The sequence below is a fragment of the Janthinobacterium sp. GW458P genome, from assembly GCF_002127585.1.
Classification (GTDB): Bacteria; Pseudomonadota; Gammaproteobacteria; order Burkholderiales; family Burkholderiaceae_D; genus Janthinobacterium.
Genome location: NZ_NEGZ01000054.1, coordinates 1 through 13,948, shown reverse-complemented (window position 1 = coordinate 13,948; position 13,948 = coordinate 1). Strand labels below are relative to the sequence as shown.

General features: G+C 64.9%; 17 protein-coding genes. 11 read left to right on the top strand and 6 right to left on the bottom strand.

Features of this window, described 5'->3' with window-relative positions; all coding sequences use genetic code 11:
* Positions 1-2 precede the first annotated feature (2 nt).
* Positions 3-623 (top strand): ParB-like protein, encoded by a 621-nt coding sequence (locus CBW50_RS23010; RefSeq protein ID WP_086147700.1) that lies wholly within the window; start codon positions 3-5, stop codon positions 621-623.
* Between the two features lie 6 nt (positions 624-629).
* On the opposite strand, the gene CBW50_RS23005 is transcribed toward CBW50_RS23010, so the two are convergent.
* Complete coding sequence (locus tag CBW50_RS23005) at positions 630-1,202, bottom strand: DUF4337 domain-containing protein (RefSeq protein ID WP_086147699.1); 573 nt, start codon at positions 1,200-1,202, stop codon at positions 630-632.
* Between the two features lie 156 nt (positions 1,203-1,358).
* Between CBW50_RS23005 and CBW50_RS23000 the strand changes: the two genes are divergently transcribed.
* Positions 1,359-1,811 (top strand): PaaI family thioesterase, encoded by a 453-nt coding sequence (locus CBW50_RS23000; protein ID WP_086147698.1) that lies wholly within the window; start codon positions 1,359-1,361, stop codon positions 1,809-1,811.
* 22 nt (positions 1,812-1,833) lie between these two features.
* Here the strand turns inward: CBW50_RS23000 and gstA are convergent, their stop codons facing one another.
* Positions 1,834-2,448, bottom strand: coding sequence for a glutathione transferase GstA (gstA, locus tag CBW50_RS22995; RefSeq protein ID WP_086147697.1), 615 nt, complete (start codon positions 2,446-2,448; stop codon positions 1,834-1,836).
* 109 nt (positions 2,449-2,557) lie between these two features.
* Positions 2,558-3,454, bottom strand: coding sequence for a LysR family transcriptional regulator (locus tag CBW50_RS22990; RefSeq protein ID WP_086147696.1), 897 nt, complete (start codon positions 3,452-3,454; stop codon positions 2,558-2,560).
* A gap of 75 nt (positions 3,455-3,529) precedes the next feature.
* Here CBW50_RS22990 and CBW50_RS22985 point away from each other — a divergent pair, with 75 nt between their 5' ends.
* From CBW50_RS22985 to CBW50_RS29500, 6 genes are all read left to right on the top strand, one after another.
* Positions 3,530-4,927, top strand: coding sequence for an MFS transporter (locus CBW50_RS22985; protein WP_086147695.1), 1,398 nt, complete (start codon positions 3,530-3,532; stop codon positions 4,925-4,927).
* A 222-nt stretch (positions 4,928-5,149) separates the two neighbouring features.
* Positions 5,150-5,950 (top strand): hypothetical protein, encoded by an 801-nt coding sequence (locus CBW50_RS22980; protein ID WP_086147694.1) that lies wholly within the window; start codon positions 5,150-5,152, stop codon positions 5,948-5,950.
* Between the two features lie 105 nt (positions 5,951-6,055).
* Entirely contained in the window at positions 6,056-6,472 is a 417-nt protein-coding gene (locus tag CBW50_RS22975; RefSeq protein WP_086147693.1) for a hypothetical protein, read from the top strand.
* A 31-nt stretch (positions 6,473-6,503) separates the two neighbouring features.
* Positions 6,504-6,968 (top strand): hypothetical protein, encoded by a 465-nt coding sequence (locus CBW50_RS29110; protein ID WP_139842609.1) that lies wholly within the window; start codon positions 6,504-6,506, stop codon positions 6,966-6,968.
* 101 nt (positions 6,969-7,069) lie between these two features.
* A complete protein-coding gene (locus tag CBW50_RS29105) occupies positions 7,070-7,711 on the top strand; it encodes a hypothetical protein (RefSeq protein ID WP_139842608.1) in 642 nt (213 codons plus the stop codon).
* Between the two features lie 96 nt (positions 7,712-7,807).
* A complete protein-coding gene (locus tag CBW50_RS29500; RefSeq protein WP_172404863.1) occupies positions 7,808-7,966 on the top strand; it encodes a hypothetical protein in 159 nt (52 codons plus the stop codon).
* Positions 7,967-8,355: 389 nt separating this feature from the next.
* Here CBW50_RS29500 and CBW50_RS22965 read toward each other — a convergent pair whose 3' ends face one another.
* Positions 8,356-9,417 carry a nitronate monooxygenase family protein gene (locus CBW50_RS22965; RefSeq protein WP_086147691.1) on the bottom strand — a complete coding sequence of 354 codons (1,062 nt, stop codon included), beginning with the start codon at positions 9,415-9,417 and terminating at the stop codon, positions 8,356-8,358.
* 84 nt (positions 9,418-9,501) lie between these two features.
* Here CBW50_RS22965 and CBW50_RS22960 point away from each other — a divergent pair, with 84 nt between their 5' ends.
* Together CBW50_RS22960 and CBW50_RS22955 are read left to right on the top strand one after the other, a co-directional pair.
* Positions 9,502-10,380, top strand: coding sequence for a LysR family transcriptional regulator (locus tag CBW50_RS22960; protein WP_301178819.1), 879 nt, complete (start codon positions 9,502-9,504; stop codon positions 10,378-10,380).
* A complete protein-coding gene (locus CBW50_RS22955; protein ID WP_253251978.1) occupies positions 10,377-11,507 on the top strand; it encodes a YbfB/YjiJ family MFS transporter in 1,131 nt (376 codons plus the stop codon). The genes CBW50_RS22960 and CBW50_RS22955 overlap by 4 nt, the downstream gene beginning before the upstream one ends.
* 69 nt (positions 11,508-11,576) lie before the next feature.
* Here the strand turns inward: CBW50_RS22955 and CBW50_RS22950 are convergent, their stop codons facing one another.
* On the bottom strand, positions 11,577-12,386 hold the full coding sequence (locus CBW50_RS22950; RefSeq protein ID WP_086147690.1) for an alpha/beta hydrolase: 810 nt from the start codon (positions 12,384-12,386) through the stop codon (positions 11,577-11,579).
* Positions 12,383-13,399 (bottom strand): M14 family zinc carboxypeptidase, encoded by a 1,017-nt coding sequence (locus tag CBW50_RS22945; RefSeq protein WP_086147689.1) that lies wholly within the window; start codon positions 13,397-13,399, stop codon positions 12,383-12,385. Before CBW50_RS22945 ends, CBW50_RS22950 begins: the two co-directional genes overlap by 4 nt.
* 209 nt (positions 13,400-13,608) lie before the next feature.
* Between CBW50_RS22945 and CBW50_RS22940 the strand changes: the two genes are divergently transcribed.
* On the top strand, positions 13,609-13,948 hold a 340-nt coding region (locus CBW50_RS22940; protein WP_216356397.1), incomplete at its 3' end, for an STN domain-containing protein.

Below are 13,948 nucleotides of genomic sequence, written 5' to 3'. Positions count from 1 at the left end.
GCATGACAAGGGCGAAACCGCAACTGGTCAAGGCAAGGCTGAACAAGCTGCTGCCCACGCAGATCACGGTCGGCATGGCCGAGGTGGCGCTCAAGCGCGCGCACTGGGCCAGCCTGGGCAGGAAGGCCCGGGCGGCGGCGCTGGCCGATCACTGGTTTCCCGGCATCATCGGCCCGGAAGGACGCCACTACATCGTCGACCACCACCATTTCGGCCTGGCGCTGCACCAGGAAGGCGTGAAAACCGTCAGCCTGATGATACTCAAGGATCTGTCCTGGCTGGAACCCTTGCACTTCTGGCATGTGATGGACCACCACCAGTGGGTGCACCCGTATGACAGCGAAGGCTTGCGCCGCGATTTTTCCGCCATCCCCCGCCACCTGAGCGGCTTGCGCGACGATCCCTACCGCAGTCTGGCCGGCGAATTGCGCAGCGCGGGCGGCTACGCCAAGGATGTGACGCCGTTCAGCGAGTTTTTGTGGGCCGATTTCCTGCGCAGCCGCATTGCGCCGGCCAGCCTGCAAAAAAATTTCTCCAAGGCACTGGCGCAAGCGATGAAGCTGGCGCGCAGCCAGCCGGCCCGCTATCTGCCCGGCTGGAGCGGCGTGCTGCCGCCCGCCTGACAGCGTCTACAGCAGGAAGGCGCTGCCGGCCGCCAGGATGCCGGCCGCCGCCGCGCCGACGGAGCCCCACAGCAGCCAGCGGCGCCGCGTCAGCACGGTGATGGCGGCCAGCGCCACGGCGATCTGGATGAAGGTCAGGGCCATGGCCAGGCGTTCGTGCGGGCGCAGCTTGGCTTCCGACGCCTCGCCCAGTTTTTTCGATTGTTCTTCCAGCTGGCGCGCGCCCGCTTGCACGACCCGTTTTTCTCTTTCCTGCCTGGCCTGCTCCGCCAGGTAGCGGGTGCGCACCTCGGGCACCGTGGCCAGGGCGGCCGTCGCCTCGGCGATATGGCCCTTGGTCGATTTCGCCTGGTACAAGGCCCATTGGTCGCTCGCCTGCGCCTGCTTGAGGATGCTTTCGTTCTTCAGGAACATGGCTTCGTTTTGCGCATTGCCGCTCTGGTAGCTGATCAGGGCGCCGACGGTGGCGAGGATGGCCGTCATCAGGGCGATTTTTTGCGTCAGCCCGTCGCGTTCCTTCTCCGTCGCCTCTTCCACGGCATGTTCATGGGGGCTCGGTACTTCGTATTCTTCTTCCATGGCGGATCTTTCGCGGCGGCAGGTGGGAGCGAGGGAGCTGGCGTTGACATGACGATATTACCGCATCCGCCATGCAAACTGGCAAGCGCCACAACATGGCGCGGACAGGCATAAGCGGGTACAGTACGGCGTTCCCTCCCTGAAAGCGCACAGCCCATGAACACGCCCCGTCTTCCCGATCCGCACTTCGCCGACCGCGTGCGCGCCAGTTTTGACTTGCAAAATGCCATGACCCTGATCCAGGCCAGCCTGCCCGTGGTGGCGCATGGCAGCACGGAAATCCACGTGCCGCACTGGAGCGGCATCGAGCAGCAGCACGGCTTCGTGCATGGCGGCGTGGTGGGCATGATCGCGGACTCGGCCGCCGGTTACGCGGCCATGACCATGGTGGCCGATGGCGCCTCCGTGCTGACGGTGGAATACAAGATGAACCTGCTGGCGCCCGCCGATGGCGAGAAACTGATCGCGCGCGGCAAGGTGGTGCGTCCGGGGCGCACCCTGATCGTCACGCAGGCCGAAGTGTTCGCCGTGCGCGATGGCAAGGAAACCCTGTGTGCGCTGATGCAGCAAACCATCATGGTGATGCACGGCAAGTCCGAAAAGACGTGAGCCGTGCACCACGGCGCGGGATTCAGGCGGCTTTTGCCAGGCCTTCTGCTGCCCAAGCCGCCTTGACGCTGTCGCGCTGGGCCATCCTGCCCAGGAAGGCTTGCACATGCGCCAGCTGCGACAAATCCACGCCCACGTTCGGCGCCCAGCCCGTGACGGCGAACAGATAGGCGTCGGCCACGGTGAATTGCTCGCCGGTCAGGTAGGCGCGGCCTTCCAGGCGGCTGTCCACGTACTTATATTTTTTGCCAAGTTGCTCGATGAATAATGCTTTGGCGGCGGCGTCGTAGCGGGGATCGAACAGGGGGCTGAACGATTTGTGCAGCTCGGAGGTGATGTAGTTCTGCCATTCCAGCACCTCGTAGCGGGCCAGCTTGCCCACGGGCGGCAGCAGGTCGTGCCGGCCCGCCAGTTCGGCCAGGTACTGGGCGATGACGGGGCCTTCGCTCAGGGTGGCTCCATCGTCGAGAACCAGCAGGGGCACCTGGCCTTTCGGGTTCAGTGCGTAGTAATCGCTGCCTTCCTGCGTCCGGTGCTGGCCCAGGTCGACCTTCACGAGGGTGAAGGCCGCGCCCGTTTCGCGCGCGATGATGTGGGGTGCCAGCGAGCAGGCGCCCGGCGAGTAGAAGAGTTTCATGGCGATCCTTGATCAGGTGGGAAAGATGCCACTATAGTCCTGCGCCGCCGCACGGTAAATGCGCGTTCATTCAATTCACTGTTGCCCCCCGGTGAATGATTGCGCTGCCTCAAACTCCCCGATAGCGCAAGGTGTCGAGCAGCACGGTGAACGCCGGCGAGGGGTGGCGCCGGCTCGGGTAGTACAGCTGGTAGCCTGCATACGCGGGGCACCAGTCGTCCAGCACGCGGACCAGGCGGCCGTCGGCCAGGCAGGGCAGCACGAAATCTTCGGCCATGCAGGCCAGGCCCAGGCCGTCGAGCGCGCCATGCAGGCGCATGGCCATGTTGTTGACCGTCAGTTGCCCTTCGACGCGCACTTTCAGTTCCTGTCCATCCTTGGCGAATTCCCAGGCATACAGGCCGCCCAGGGTGGGCAGGCGCATATTGATGCAGTTGTGCGCCATCAAGTCCTGCGGCGTGGCGGGCGGCGCGTGGCGGCCGAAGTAGGCGGGCGAGCCGACGATAGCCATGCGGAAATCCGGGCCGATGGGCATGGCGATCATGTCCCTGGCCACTTGCTCGCCCAGGCGCACGCCCGCATCGCAGCGCGCGGCGACGATATCGGTCATGCCGTTGTCGACGACGACCTCGATATTGATATCGGGATAGTCCGGCAGCAAACGGGCGATGGCCGGTTGCAAAATGGTCAGCGCCGCATGCTCGCCCGCGCTGATGCGGATGTTGCCGGCCGGCTTGTCGCGCCGCTCGCTGAGCAGGGCCAGCTCCGCCTCGATCTCGTCGAAGCGGGGCGCCACCGTGCGCAGCAGCTGTTCGCCCGCGTCCGTGGGCGAGACGCTGCGCGTGGTGCGCACCAGCAGGCGCAGACCGAGCCGTTCTTCCAGCGCGCGCACCGTCTGGCTCAGCGCCGACTGCGACACGCCCAGCGTGGCCGCCGCCCGGGTAAAACTGCCGGCGCGGGCCACGGCCACGAAGGCGAGGATGTCGTTGAAGTTGGTCTGCGCCATTCATTAATCCTGCTAATAAGTTCATGCGGACTTTAGCATCTATTCATCGTAATGCGCCAGCCTTATAGTGGTGGCATGAACAATCTCCCCGCTCACGCCGCCGCGCCGTCCCCGCCGCACAAGGCGGCCATCCTCGCCATCATCCTCGTCAGCTATGTGATGATCGTGCTCGACACGTCCATCGTGCTGACGGGTTTGCCGAAAATCCATCAGGAACTGGGCTTTACGGATACGGGCCTGGCCTGGGTGCAAAGCGAGTATACGCTGACGTTTGGCGGCTTGCTGCTGCTGGCCGCGCGCGCCGGCGATGCGTACGGCCGGCGCCGCCTGCTGCAGCTGGGCCTGGCGCTGTTCACCTCGGCGTCGCTGGCCATCGGCCTGGCGCAGTCGCCGGCCATGCTGATCGCCGCGCGCGCCATCCAGGGCGCGGGCGCGGCCATCCTGGCGCCATCCACGCTGGCACTGTTGCAAACCACGTTTGCGGAGGGGCGCGAGCGCACGCGGGCCATCGCACTGTACAGCGCCGTGGCCGGTATCGCCGCCAGCGTGGGCCTGGTGCTGGGCGGCGTGCTGGCCGAATGGCTGTCGTGGCGCGTGGGCTTCTTCCTCAACCTGCCCATTGGCGCCGCCATGCTGGTGGCCGCGCGCCGTTTCATTGCGGAAAGTGAAACGAGCCGGGGCCGCTTCGACGTGGCCGGCGCCGCCAGCTCGACCGTCGGAATGGCGGCCCTCGTGTATGGCTTGATCCGCTCGGCCGGCGCCGGCTGGGGCGATGCCCTGACCCAAGGCGCGCTGGCGGCAGGCGTGCTGCTGCTGGCCGCTTTCATTGCCATCGAGCGGCGCGCCGCGCAACCGATCTTGCCGCTGCGCCTGTTTGCCGATAGGCAACGCAATGCGGCGTACGGGGCCAGGGTGCTGTTCATGGGGGCCATGATCGGCTTCTTCTTTTTCACCACGCAATTTTTGCAAGTGGTGCTCGGCTATCCGCCATCGTTGACGGGCCTCGCTTTCCTGCCCATGACTTTGGTGAACTTCGGCGTGGCCCTGTGCGTGCCGCGTTTGATGCGCCGCCTGGGCAATGCGCGCCTGCTGGCCATGGGACTGGGCTTGACCCTGCTGGGCATGGCATGGCTGAGCCGTGTCGACGCGGACACGGCCTACTGGCTGGGCGTGGCCCTGCCGATGCTGCTGATCGGCGCGGGGCAGGGCATGGCGCTCAGTCCGCTGACGGCGGCCGGCGTGGGCGGCGTGCCGGCACAGGATGCGGGCGCGGCATCTGGCATCGTCAACGTGGCGCACCAGCTGGGCAGTTCGCTGGGGCTGGCGACGCTGGTGGCCGTGGCAGGCGTGGGCGCGGGCCAGCTGGCGGGCGTGCCGCTGCTGGCGCACCGCGTCACCGTGGCGCTGGGCAGCGCGGCCGCCATGCTGGCGCTGGCCTTGCTGCTGGTGCTGTCATGCCGCCGGCGCGGCTGACCACTCGCGCAGCCATCGGCCGAACGCCTCGGCCGGCGTCGTCAGGCTTGCGCTGGCACAAATCTTTGGCGCCGTGATGCTGTACGGCGGCGTGGCGGCCTGTCTGTGTGCCGCGGCCAGCGGGCTGGTGTTTCGCGCCGGTCGCTCGGGTGCGCCAGGGGCCGGGAGGCTATAATCCGTGCACGTTGACAAGTGTTGCTCAACGTCATTACGAGGCCGCCCATGCATAAACTGATTTCCGCACTCACCCGCCTGTACCTGTTCGAGGAACAGCAGCAATACGTCGATGCGCAGGGCGGCGCCCAGCCTTTGATGCCGGCCGTGCTGGCGCGCCATTTGTCCGGCGAGCAGACGGTGGCCGTGCAGCTGGTGAGCGAACGCGGCCTGGCGCGCGCGCTGGTGCTGGAGTTTGGCGGCAAGGGCGGCGGCGAAGCGCACTGGAGCGCGCTGTGCACGATCGCCAATGCCGTGCAGCATGAGCTGGACTTGCCGGCGCCCGCCGTCAGCATCTCGGGCACGGCATTTCAGTTATGGCTGTCGCTGGCCACGCCCGTGCCCGCCGCCCAGGCGCGCCAGTTCGCGCAGCTGTTGCGTTCCACTTTTTTACCCGCCTCGACCGACATCCTCGCCGTTGCGCCGCCCGCCTACGTGGAACAGGCGGCGCTGCCGCCATGCCTGCAGCCGTCGGGCAAGTGGGCCGCCTTCATCCACCCCAGCATGGGCGCCGCCTTCGTCGACGAGCCGGGCCTGGACATGCCGCCGCCACCGGCCGCCCAGCTGGGCTTCCTGGAAAGCTTGCGCAGCATCAATCCAGCCCAGTTCGCGCAGGCGCTGGCGAAATTGCAGGGACATGCGGGGCTGGTCGATGCCGTGCCTGCGCCCGTTCCCGTGGCAGCTGCGTTGCCGTCGGTAACGTCTGCCACCGCGTCTGGCTTGCTGCTGCAGGATGCCACGCTGGAAGACATCGTGCGCTGGCTGCACGCGCGCCATATCGAGCCGACGTTCCGGCACCGGTTGCCGTAGCGGAGCGCTGTGCCGGTGTTCCTGCGTTGGCGACAGGCGTCATTGCCGGCCGCTTCCCTCACTCGCTGAACGTATGGCCGTGAACATTGTAGATGTTGAGAGAGCATGAACGTAACGCATTGGCGGGCTCAGGAGTTAAAACATCACTCGGCGCAGATCGTCTGGCTTGATGCGGTGGCTGCGCGACGTGCATATGACTTGCTTGGCCTTTATGACTCGAAGACGCATTCCGGGCTGAACGGCAACAGCGTCGGCTCGGTCGAGCGCTTCGAATGCGCAGAGGATGCGGCCACCGCTACTCAATGGCTGCGTGCGCGCGTGCCGGGAGCGCAGCAGCTTGTCGTTGTGTTTGGAGAGGACGAGTGCTTTTCATGCAGCAGCGTGTTCTTCATAGAAAATTGGCCGGATATCTTTGTCCCTTTACGCGATGACGCGATGGTATATTCGAACGACACGCCTCTTATTCTATTTTATTGCCATGAAAATATATTTGAGCTGGGGCAGCGAATTGTCTTTGATTAACGCCTATTGCGGCTACTAGAATACTAGATTCATGAAGACTTTGCATATTGCTCTTGCCACCATTGTCGCCATTTTATTGCAGCCATTGCCTGGTCTGATTACCTTCCTTGTCATCTTCCCAGGCGAATTTCCTCCCTTTGAAGTGTTGGTTTTTTACCCGGCAGCTGTACTGCTTTTTTCTGGTTTGGCAATACTCTTGTTCGGTATTCCGTGCTTTGATGCGCTACACAAGACACAAAAACTCAATTTCTTCAGTTTAAACGGCTGTGCCACCGTCCTTGCGATGCTCCCTTATATGATTATCGCGCGTCCCCGCAACGTGCATGGATATACGACAAATATTCAATGGCATGAGCATGTTTCTATGTTGTATGACCATGGTCATCCGATGACGCCAGCGTGGCTGGAGTATGCTGCAATCGCCCTATGGTTCGGAGTGCATGGTTTTCTCTGCGGTCTGGTTTTCTATGTATTTTGGCGACGATATAAAATATGACAAGCAACTGGCGTGCGGCGTATGGTATCGTTGTTATTTCTCGCGCCAACGGCGCATCTTGACCGGCCACGTCACATGCAGCCAATTTATTATGGGAGTATATGAACGAACGTTCCATCTGCGAAATGTGTGGTTTATATGGCCCGTCAGGCGCAACTGTTTGTATCTGCTGCGGTCTCGTTGTCGATAGACAGGAATGCGCTACTACAGCAGCTAGTGGTACTCAACCTTGCCTGGCCGACTTTGATTACCGACCTGCCGAAACCGACACCGAAATTTTCAAGGAAGCTGAAGCGCTTTACTTATCGAGCCTGTTTGTTGGAAATAGCGCATCGGAAATGGGTTACCGGCGAGAGCAGGTGCTTGAAAACGGCGACACGTTCTACTTTCCGCTTGGCTGGATAGGTTGCGGCGGGAATCTTGTCATCAAAAATCCTCGCCGTCTGATCTCTTTCGGTTCCTACACAGGACCTGTTGCCCATATATGGGCGTATTATCAAGGCATCGGCATGGCGCCACTTGGCAAGGATCGAATCAATAATCTCACCATCCTTGATATTCAAGATGAGCAGAATACGCTACGTGTGCTGAAAACCTTTTTAAAACCTGGATGGGTGGACGAATTGCTTCCAAAGTTGGCTTCATTGCCTGTCGAAATTAAAGGAATCGACCTTTACTTCGGGATTCGGGGCTTACTTCAAGCAACAGAAAACAAGTGGTTCAGTTTCCACGTGTCGAATTGAACGAGGCGCCTGCTGCCTCCACGAGGACTTCCGGGCGTGAAGGAAGAGGCGGGAGCGGACGCAATGATCAAGCATAAGATTATGTAAAGGAAATTAATGACAACAGTTCTTCTGGACGTGGTCAATACGGCCAAGCGCGCCATAGATGCCTTCCATGAGCGCTCCAATGGCGGTCTTGATTTTTCTGAAGCCAGCCTTTCAATCGTGGAAGAGATGCTCGCGGAAGCATCAAGTCATGCAGAAGAAATGCCCTAATCCCAAATTTCAGGTTTAGCTCAACTGTTCGGTTGCTATATCCTTGAAGTTGCGCGTACACAGTATGGTGGCGAGTATGCATGGCTGGACGATACGCAAGGCCCCGTACTGGTAGTGGGGGAGCCTGAAACGCACATTGCCATCGCCACCTGGGCCAAAGTACGTGGTCGTTTGCGTGGTGACCCGGCAGACAACATTCCATTCTTCTTCCAAGGCTTTTCCGATATGGCCAGGATGCCAGCAACTGGAAAGCGCATGTTGTTTATCTGATTCAACTGCGATCAAGGATGGATTCGGGGCCGGATGCAATCATTGGTCGCAGCATCCGGACGGCGCGCAGCCAACTGAATAGCTGTCATGGCGGCACGCAGGTGAGCGGCATCCGTACATCAAGCCGTCATTTCCCTTGCCAAGGTCAATACCAGTGCCTCCGCCCCCATTTCCCGCGCCAGCGGCGCGCCCTGGCCGGCCCATTGCGCGGCGAATTCGCTGTCGCCGTGCCGGCTTGCCAGCGCATTCAGTTGCTTGGCGGCATCGTAGGCGACGGGATAATCGGCCGGCGGCGGGCTGCCCGGCGCTTCGCCATATTCGATCAGGCGGTTCACGATGCCGCGCGCCAGGCGGCCAGAGAGCACGCTGGTCAGGCGCGTGCTAGCGGCCCGCGCGCTTTGCAGCTTGGCGCGGTAGCCCGCATTGGCCGACGATTCCGGGCACAGCACGAAGGCCGTGCCCAGCTGGGCCGCCGCGGCGCCCAGGTCCAGCGCGGCGCGGATGCCTTGTCCATCCATGATGCCGCCGGCGGCGATCAGGGGCAGGGTGGTGCGGCCCGCCAGCAGGCGCAGCAGTACTGACGTGCTGTGGCGCTCGTCGGGCGCCTGCGGATCGAAGACGCCCCGGTGCCCGCCCGCTTCCACGCCCTGCGCCACGATGGCGTCGACGCCCGCCTGTTCGATCAGCGCCGCTTCGCGCACGCTGGTGGCCGTGGCCATGGTGTAGACGCCGGCCTGGCGCAGGGCGGCGATCTGCTGCCGCGCCGGCAAGCCGAAATGGAAGCTGACGACGGCGGGACGCTGTTCCAGCAACAGGGCAAACGCTGCCTCATTGCCGAGAAACGTTTGATATATCTCATCGAGTGCCACGGGCACAGGCGCGCCCAGCTCCGCGAACAGGGGCGCCAGGTGGGCCAGCCAGGCCGCTTCGCGCCGCGCATCGCGCGCCGCCGGCGCATGGCAGAACACGTTCACATTGAAGGGGCGGTCCGTCAGCGCGCGGGTTTCCTCGATCATCTGGCGCGCCTGCGCCACCGTGCCCGCGCCGATGGCCAGCGAACCGAGGCCGCCCGCATGCGAGACGGCGGCCGCCATGCGCGGCGTGGAAACGCCCGCCATCGGCGCCTGGATGATGGGGTGCTGCAGGCCGAGGCGGCCGAGGAAGCGCTGGATTGAAGTCATGATGTTTCCTTCATCAAGTTGAGGATGCTGCATTCAATTCTTAATTTAAGAATATAATATCATGATAATTCTTCAATCGAGAACATGATGGACATGGAATCCCTGACGATTTTCTGCGCCGTGGCCAGTGAGCTGAGCGTCACCCAGGCCGCGGCCAGGCTGGGCCGCGCGCCGTCCAGCGTCACCACGCGCATCCAGCAGCTGGAAGCCGATATCGGCGCGGAATTGTTCGTGCGCGCCAATAAACGCATGGCGCTGACGGCGGCGGGCGAGCGCTTTCTCGAGTATGCGCGGCGTTTGCTGGCGCTGGCGGACGAGGCCCGCCACGTCGTCACGGGCGGGCGCGAGGGCGGAACCTTGCGCGTGGGCAGCATGGAAAGCACGGCGGCCAGCCGCCTGCCGGCGCTGCTGGCCGCGTATCACGCCCGCTATCCGGCGACCCGGCTGGAACTGGGCACGGGGCCGTCGCGTCCCCTGATCGAGCAAGTGCGCACGGGTCTGCTCGACTGCGCTTTTGTCGCCTTGCCGCCAGCGTTCGGCGGCAAGGCCGCGCTGCAGGAACTGGGCCTGGCGTCGCAAGCCGTGTGGCGCGAGGAACTGTGCTTGCTGCTGCCGGCCAGCGAAGCGCAGGCGCGCCGCCCCGCGGACGTGCGCACGCGCTCGCTGGCGGCATTTCCCCAAGGCTGCACCTACCGCGGCATCGCCGAAGAGGTGCTGGGCGTTGCAGGTTCGACCGATTGGCGCGTGCAGGAGCTGAGTTCCTACCACACCATGATCGCCTGCGTGGCGGCCGGCGCCTGCGTGACCGTGCTGCCGGCCAGCGTGCTGGCGCTGTCCGATGCGCGGGCCGTGCTGGCCACGATTTCCGTCGGGCAAGCCGACACCTTGCTGGTGTGGCGCGCGGGCTTCGACGTGCCCGCTTTCCGGCATTTGCTGGCGCAGCTGGGCGAGGCGGCGCCGTGAGCGGGGCCGCCAGGCTGGGTTCGGCCATCGCCGCGGCGGCCATTCTGGCCATCGGCATGGGCTTCGGCCGCTTCGCCTTCACGGCCATCTACCCGCACATGGTGGCGGAAGGCGTCTTGAGCTTGCGCGACGGCAGCCTGGCCGCCTCGGCCAACTATGCCGGTTATTTGCTGGGCGCCATCCTGGCCATGCGCGCGCGGGCGTCCGGCGCGCACGGGCTGTGCCTGTGGTCGGTGGCCGGCACGGCGCTGTGCCTGGGCGTGCTGGCGATGCCGATGCCTGTCTGGCTCTTCGTGGCGGTGCGGGGCGCGGCGGGCGTCTTCAGCGCTCTGGCCATGGTGGCCGCTTCCTTGTGGCTGCTGGTGCAGCGCGGGCAGGGGCGCGGCGCGCCGCTGCTGTATGCGGGCGTGGGCGCCGGCATTGCCGTGTCGGCCGAATTGCTGGTGCTGGCAGCCCGCCTGGGCCTGCACAGCGCGGGCATGTGGCTGCTGCTGTCCGGCGTCACCGTGCTGGCGGGGCTGGCGGCCGCGCCGGCGATTGCCGCCGGCGGCCAGGCGCCGCCGGATGCGCCGCCGCAAGCAGCTGCACCGGCGCTGGCATCCGTGGCACCGTGGCCGCTGGTGCTGATTTACGGGCTGGCGGGGCTCGGCTACATCGTCACGGCCACGTATCTGCCCGTGCTGGTGGGCGCGGCCTTGCCCGGAATCAATTCCGCCCACGTGTGGGCCGTCTTCGGCCTGGGCGCTGCGCCGTCGTGCTTCCTGTGGCACCGGCTGCACGAACGCCTGGGCACGCGCCGGGCGCTGCGGCTCAATCTGCTGCTGCAGGCGCTGGGCGTGGCCTTGCCCGTGCTGGCGCCGTCGGCCGCCGGCTACCTGCTCAGCGCCATCCTCGTCGGCGGCACGTTTGTCGGCACGGTAACCATCGCCATGCCGGCCGCGCAGCGGGCCGCCGTCAAGGCCGGGACCAATATGATGGCCAGGATGACGGTGGTGTACGGCGTGGGCCAGATCATCGGCCCCGTGCTGGCCGGCAGCCTGTATGCGCAGTCGCACAATTTTAATAGCGCACTATTGGCCGCGGCCGGCGCGCTGCTGCTCGCCATTGCCGTCAGCCTGCGCTTGTAGGAATCAGAGACATGCGTACGTGCACGCCGGCCTCTGCCAGCGCCGCCAGTTGGTCTGTATGCTGGTTTGTTATCCGCATGATGACTGCCCTGCAGCGGCATGGTTCGTCACTTCCACCCCCAGCCAGCGCGCCACCGATTGCGCCAGCCATTCCCCCTCGTCCAGGGGCAGGTCGTGGCCCGCGTCGCGGTGGATCAGGCAATCGGCCTGCCAGGCGCGCGCCAGGCGCTGCGAGCAGCGGTGGTCGACCAGCCGGTCCTGTGCGCCGGCCATCACCAGCACGGGCATGGCCGGGCGGGTGAGCGGAGCGCGGTAGCGGGCGGCCGACAGCAGCTGGCGCAGCGCGTTGCGGCGGCTGACCGGGTATTGCTGCTGGTAGCTGAGCCAGTCGGCCAGCAGCGCGGGGTTGCCGCCCGCATGCCGGCGGCTGGTCAGGCGCAATATCAATGCTTCCTGGCTGCGCGCGTCGCCCAGCAGCAGCTGGCGCAGCAGGGCGCCGTAATTCTGCCAGCGCAGGCGCCGGTAAAACGGGCTGTACGGCCGCATGCTGGTGTTGACGAGCACGCAGCAGGCGACTTCGTGCGGGTAGCGGTGCGCCCATTCGACGGCCGCCATGCCGCCCAGCGACAGGGCCAGCAGGCGGTACGGCGGCGCAATGCCGCGCGCCAGCAGCTCCTGGCGGCAGCTTTCCACCATGCGCGACACGCGGGTGGCGCTGTCCTGCGCATGCTGCGTGCCATTGCCGGGCAGGTCGGGCGTGATGATGGTGGCGCCGGGCAGGGCGCGCGCCAGGGTGGCGGGAAAGCGGCCCCAGTGGCGCTGCTCGCGCATCAGGCCGCGCAGCAGCACCCAGCGGTCGCCCGTGTTGATCTGCGTCATGTTTCATACCATTGCGCCAGGGCGCGCCGGCGCTGCGCTTTTCTCGCCAGCCCCTCGGGCATCCAGCGGCCGTGGCTGCTGGCGGCGCGCATGAGGAAGTCGAACCACACCAGATGCCGGCGCAGCACGCGCTGCAGGCGGTGCGCGGCCGTGGGGTTGAAGATGCTGACGCGGTTGAACAGCTGGCGCGGGTTTTTCTTGACCCACAGCCAGGAGCCCATTTCCAGCGTCAGCGGCAGGAACACGCGCTCGCTGTAGCTGGTGCCGTTCAAATACAGATAATCCCACAGGTCGCCGTGCGTGCGGTATTGGCGGCTTTGCGGCTCGAACACATAGTTGTGGTTGGGATAGCTTTCGCTGAACAGCTCCTCCAGCGCGCCGATGTCGGCCAGATGCGCGATCGGCACCTTGGTGTGCGCGTGGGGAAACCAGATGCGGTCGCGCAAGCCGAAGCCGGAATGGCAGTCGAGCGCCATGCTGAACTGGCGCGACAGCAGTTCGCGCTCGACGAGCTCGCACACGGCCCGGCTTTCCGGCTCCATCGGCGCGCCCTGCGGCCCCCGGTACCACGGCAGGCGCCGGCTGTAGCGCTGGCCGCCCAGCATGAACGGCACGCTTTCGCGCGCGCTCAGCGGCGCGTTGCGCATCAGGTCCACGCCCTGCGGATTGCAGCGTGTGGCTTGCCACATGCCGCCGGGATTGACCAGCGGCATGAACACGAGGCGCATGGTTTCCAGCTGCTGGTGCAGGGTGGCGTCCCAGCGCAGGCGCGCCAACAGGCTTTCCAGGAAGGACAGCAGCACTTGCGTGCCGATGCGTTCGAGGCCGTGGATGCCGCCGAAAAAGCCCAGCGCGGGCACGTCCGGGCCGGGGTTGCCCAGGGCAATCGTGTACACGGGAAATTCGCGCCCATCCATGGCGATGCTGCAGGGCGTGGCCACTTCCAGGTGGCTGCCGCCCTCGTCGATGAGGCGTTTCAGCATGACCAGCTCGGGCAGGTTCTTTTCGATCATCAGGCGTCTGAAAGGGAAAGTAGCAGCCAGTGTAGCCGAAATTGCCGCCGTGCTCGATGTCCCGCATGGCGAAATTTACGCCGTTCCGGCATGTCACGAAGCCGTCATTTTTGCTGTGTAGGCTATTGCAGTTGACGCAAGAATTGTTACTTGATAACACTCCCATGCAGTGTCTTTCCACCCTTTCACGATAGCGACACGATAGCGATATGACAGGCAGCCCGGCATCCGTTCACGTGCTTGCGCTGGCGGGATACCTGGTCCTGCTGGGCTTTCTGACCGCCGCCGGTCCCGTGCGGGCGCAGGCCGCCGCCGATGGCGCCGTGCTGCAGTTCGATATCGCCGCGCAGAACCTCGGCGATGCGCTCGACCTGTACAGCCGCCGCACGGGCATCGCCGTGCTGGTGGACCAGCGCCATGCGCAGCGCCAGTCCGGCGCCGTGCGCGGCGCGCATGCGCCCGGCGCGGCCCTGCAAATCCTGTTGACGGGCACGGGCCTGCAGGCGCGCCAGTCGGACGCGCAAGCCGTCACCGTGTACGCGCCGGCCG

Excerpts from the sequence above, each read along its gene's own strand:
- CBW50_RS23010 (WP_086147700.1), top strand. The coding sequence starts at position 3 with ATGACAAGGGCGAAACCGCAACTGGTCAAGGCAAGGCTGAACAAGCTG.
- CBW50_RS23005 (WP_086147699.1), bottom strand. The coding sequence starts at position 1,202 with ATGGAAGAAGAATACGAAGTACCGAGCCCCCATGAACATGCCGTGGAA.
- CBW50_RS23000 (WP_086147698.1), top strand. The coding sequence starts at position 1,359 with ATGAACACGCCCCGTCTTCCCGATCCGCACTTCGCCGACCGCGTGCGC.
- gstA (WP_086147697.1), bottom strand. The coding sequence starts at position 2,448 with ATGAAACTCTTCTACTCGCCGGGCGCCTGCTCGCTGGCACCCCACATC.
- CBW50_RS22990 (WP_086147696.1), bottom strand. The coding sequence starts at position 3,454 with ATGGCGCAGACCAACTTCAACGACATCCTCGCCTTCGTGGCCGTGGCC.
- CBW50_RS22985 (WP_086147695.1), top strand. The coding sequence starts at position 3,530 with ATGAACAATCTCCCCGCTCACGCCGCCGCGCCGTCCCCGCCGCACAAG.
- CBW50_RS22980 (WP_086147694.1), top strand. The coding sequence starts at position 5,150 with ATGCATAAACTGATTTCCGCACTCACCCGCCTGTACCTGTTCGAGGAA.
- CBW50_RS22975 (WP_086147693.1), top strand. The coding sequence starts at position 6,056 with ATGAACGTAACGCATTGGCGGGCTCAGGAGTTAAAACATCACTCGGCG.
- CBW50_RS29110 (WP_139842609.1), top strand. The coding sequence starts at position 6,504 with ATGAAGACTTTGCATATTGCTCTTGCCACCATTGTCGCCATTTTATTG.
- CBW50_RS29105 (WP_139842608.1), top strand. The coding sequence starts at position 7,070 with ATGAACGAACGTTCCATCTGCGAAATGTGTGGTTTATATGGCCCGTCA.
- CBW50_RS29500 (WP_172404863.1), top strand. The coding sequence starts at position 7,808 with ATGACAACAGTTCTTCTGGACGTGGTCAATACGGCCAAGCGCGCCATA.
- CBW50_RS22965 (WP_086147691.1), bottom strand. The coding sequence starts at position 9,417 with ATGACTTCAATCCAGCGCTTCCTCGGCCGCCTCGGCCTGCAGCACCCC.
- CBW50_RS22960 (WP_301178819.1), top strand. The coding sequence starts at position 9,502 with ATGATGGACATGGAATCCCTGACGATTTTCTGCGCCGTGGCCAGTGAG.
- CBW50_RS22950 (WP_086147690.1), bottom strand. The coding sequence starts at position 12,386 with ATGACGCAGATCAACACGGGCGACCGCTGGGTGCTGCTGCGCGGCCTG.
- CBW50_RS22945 (WP_086147689.1), bottom strand. The coding sequence starts at position 13,399 with ATGATCGAAAAGAACCTGCCCGAGCTGGTCATGCTGAAACGCCTCATC.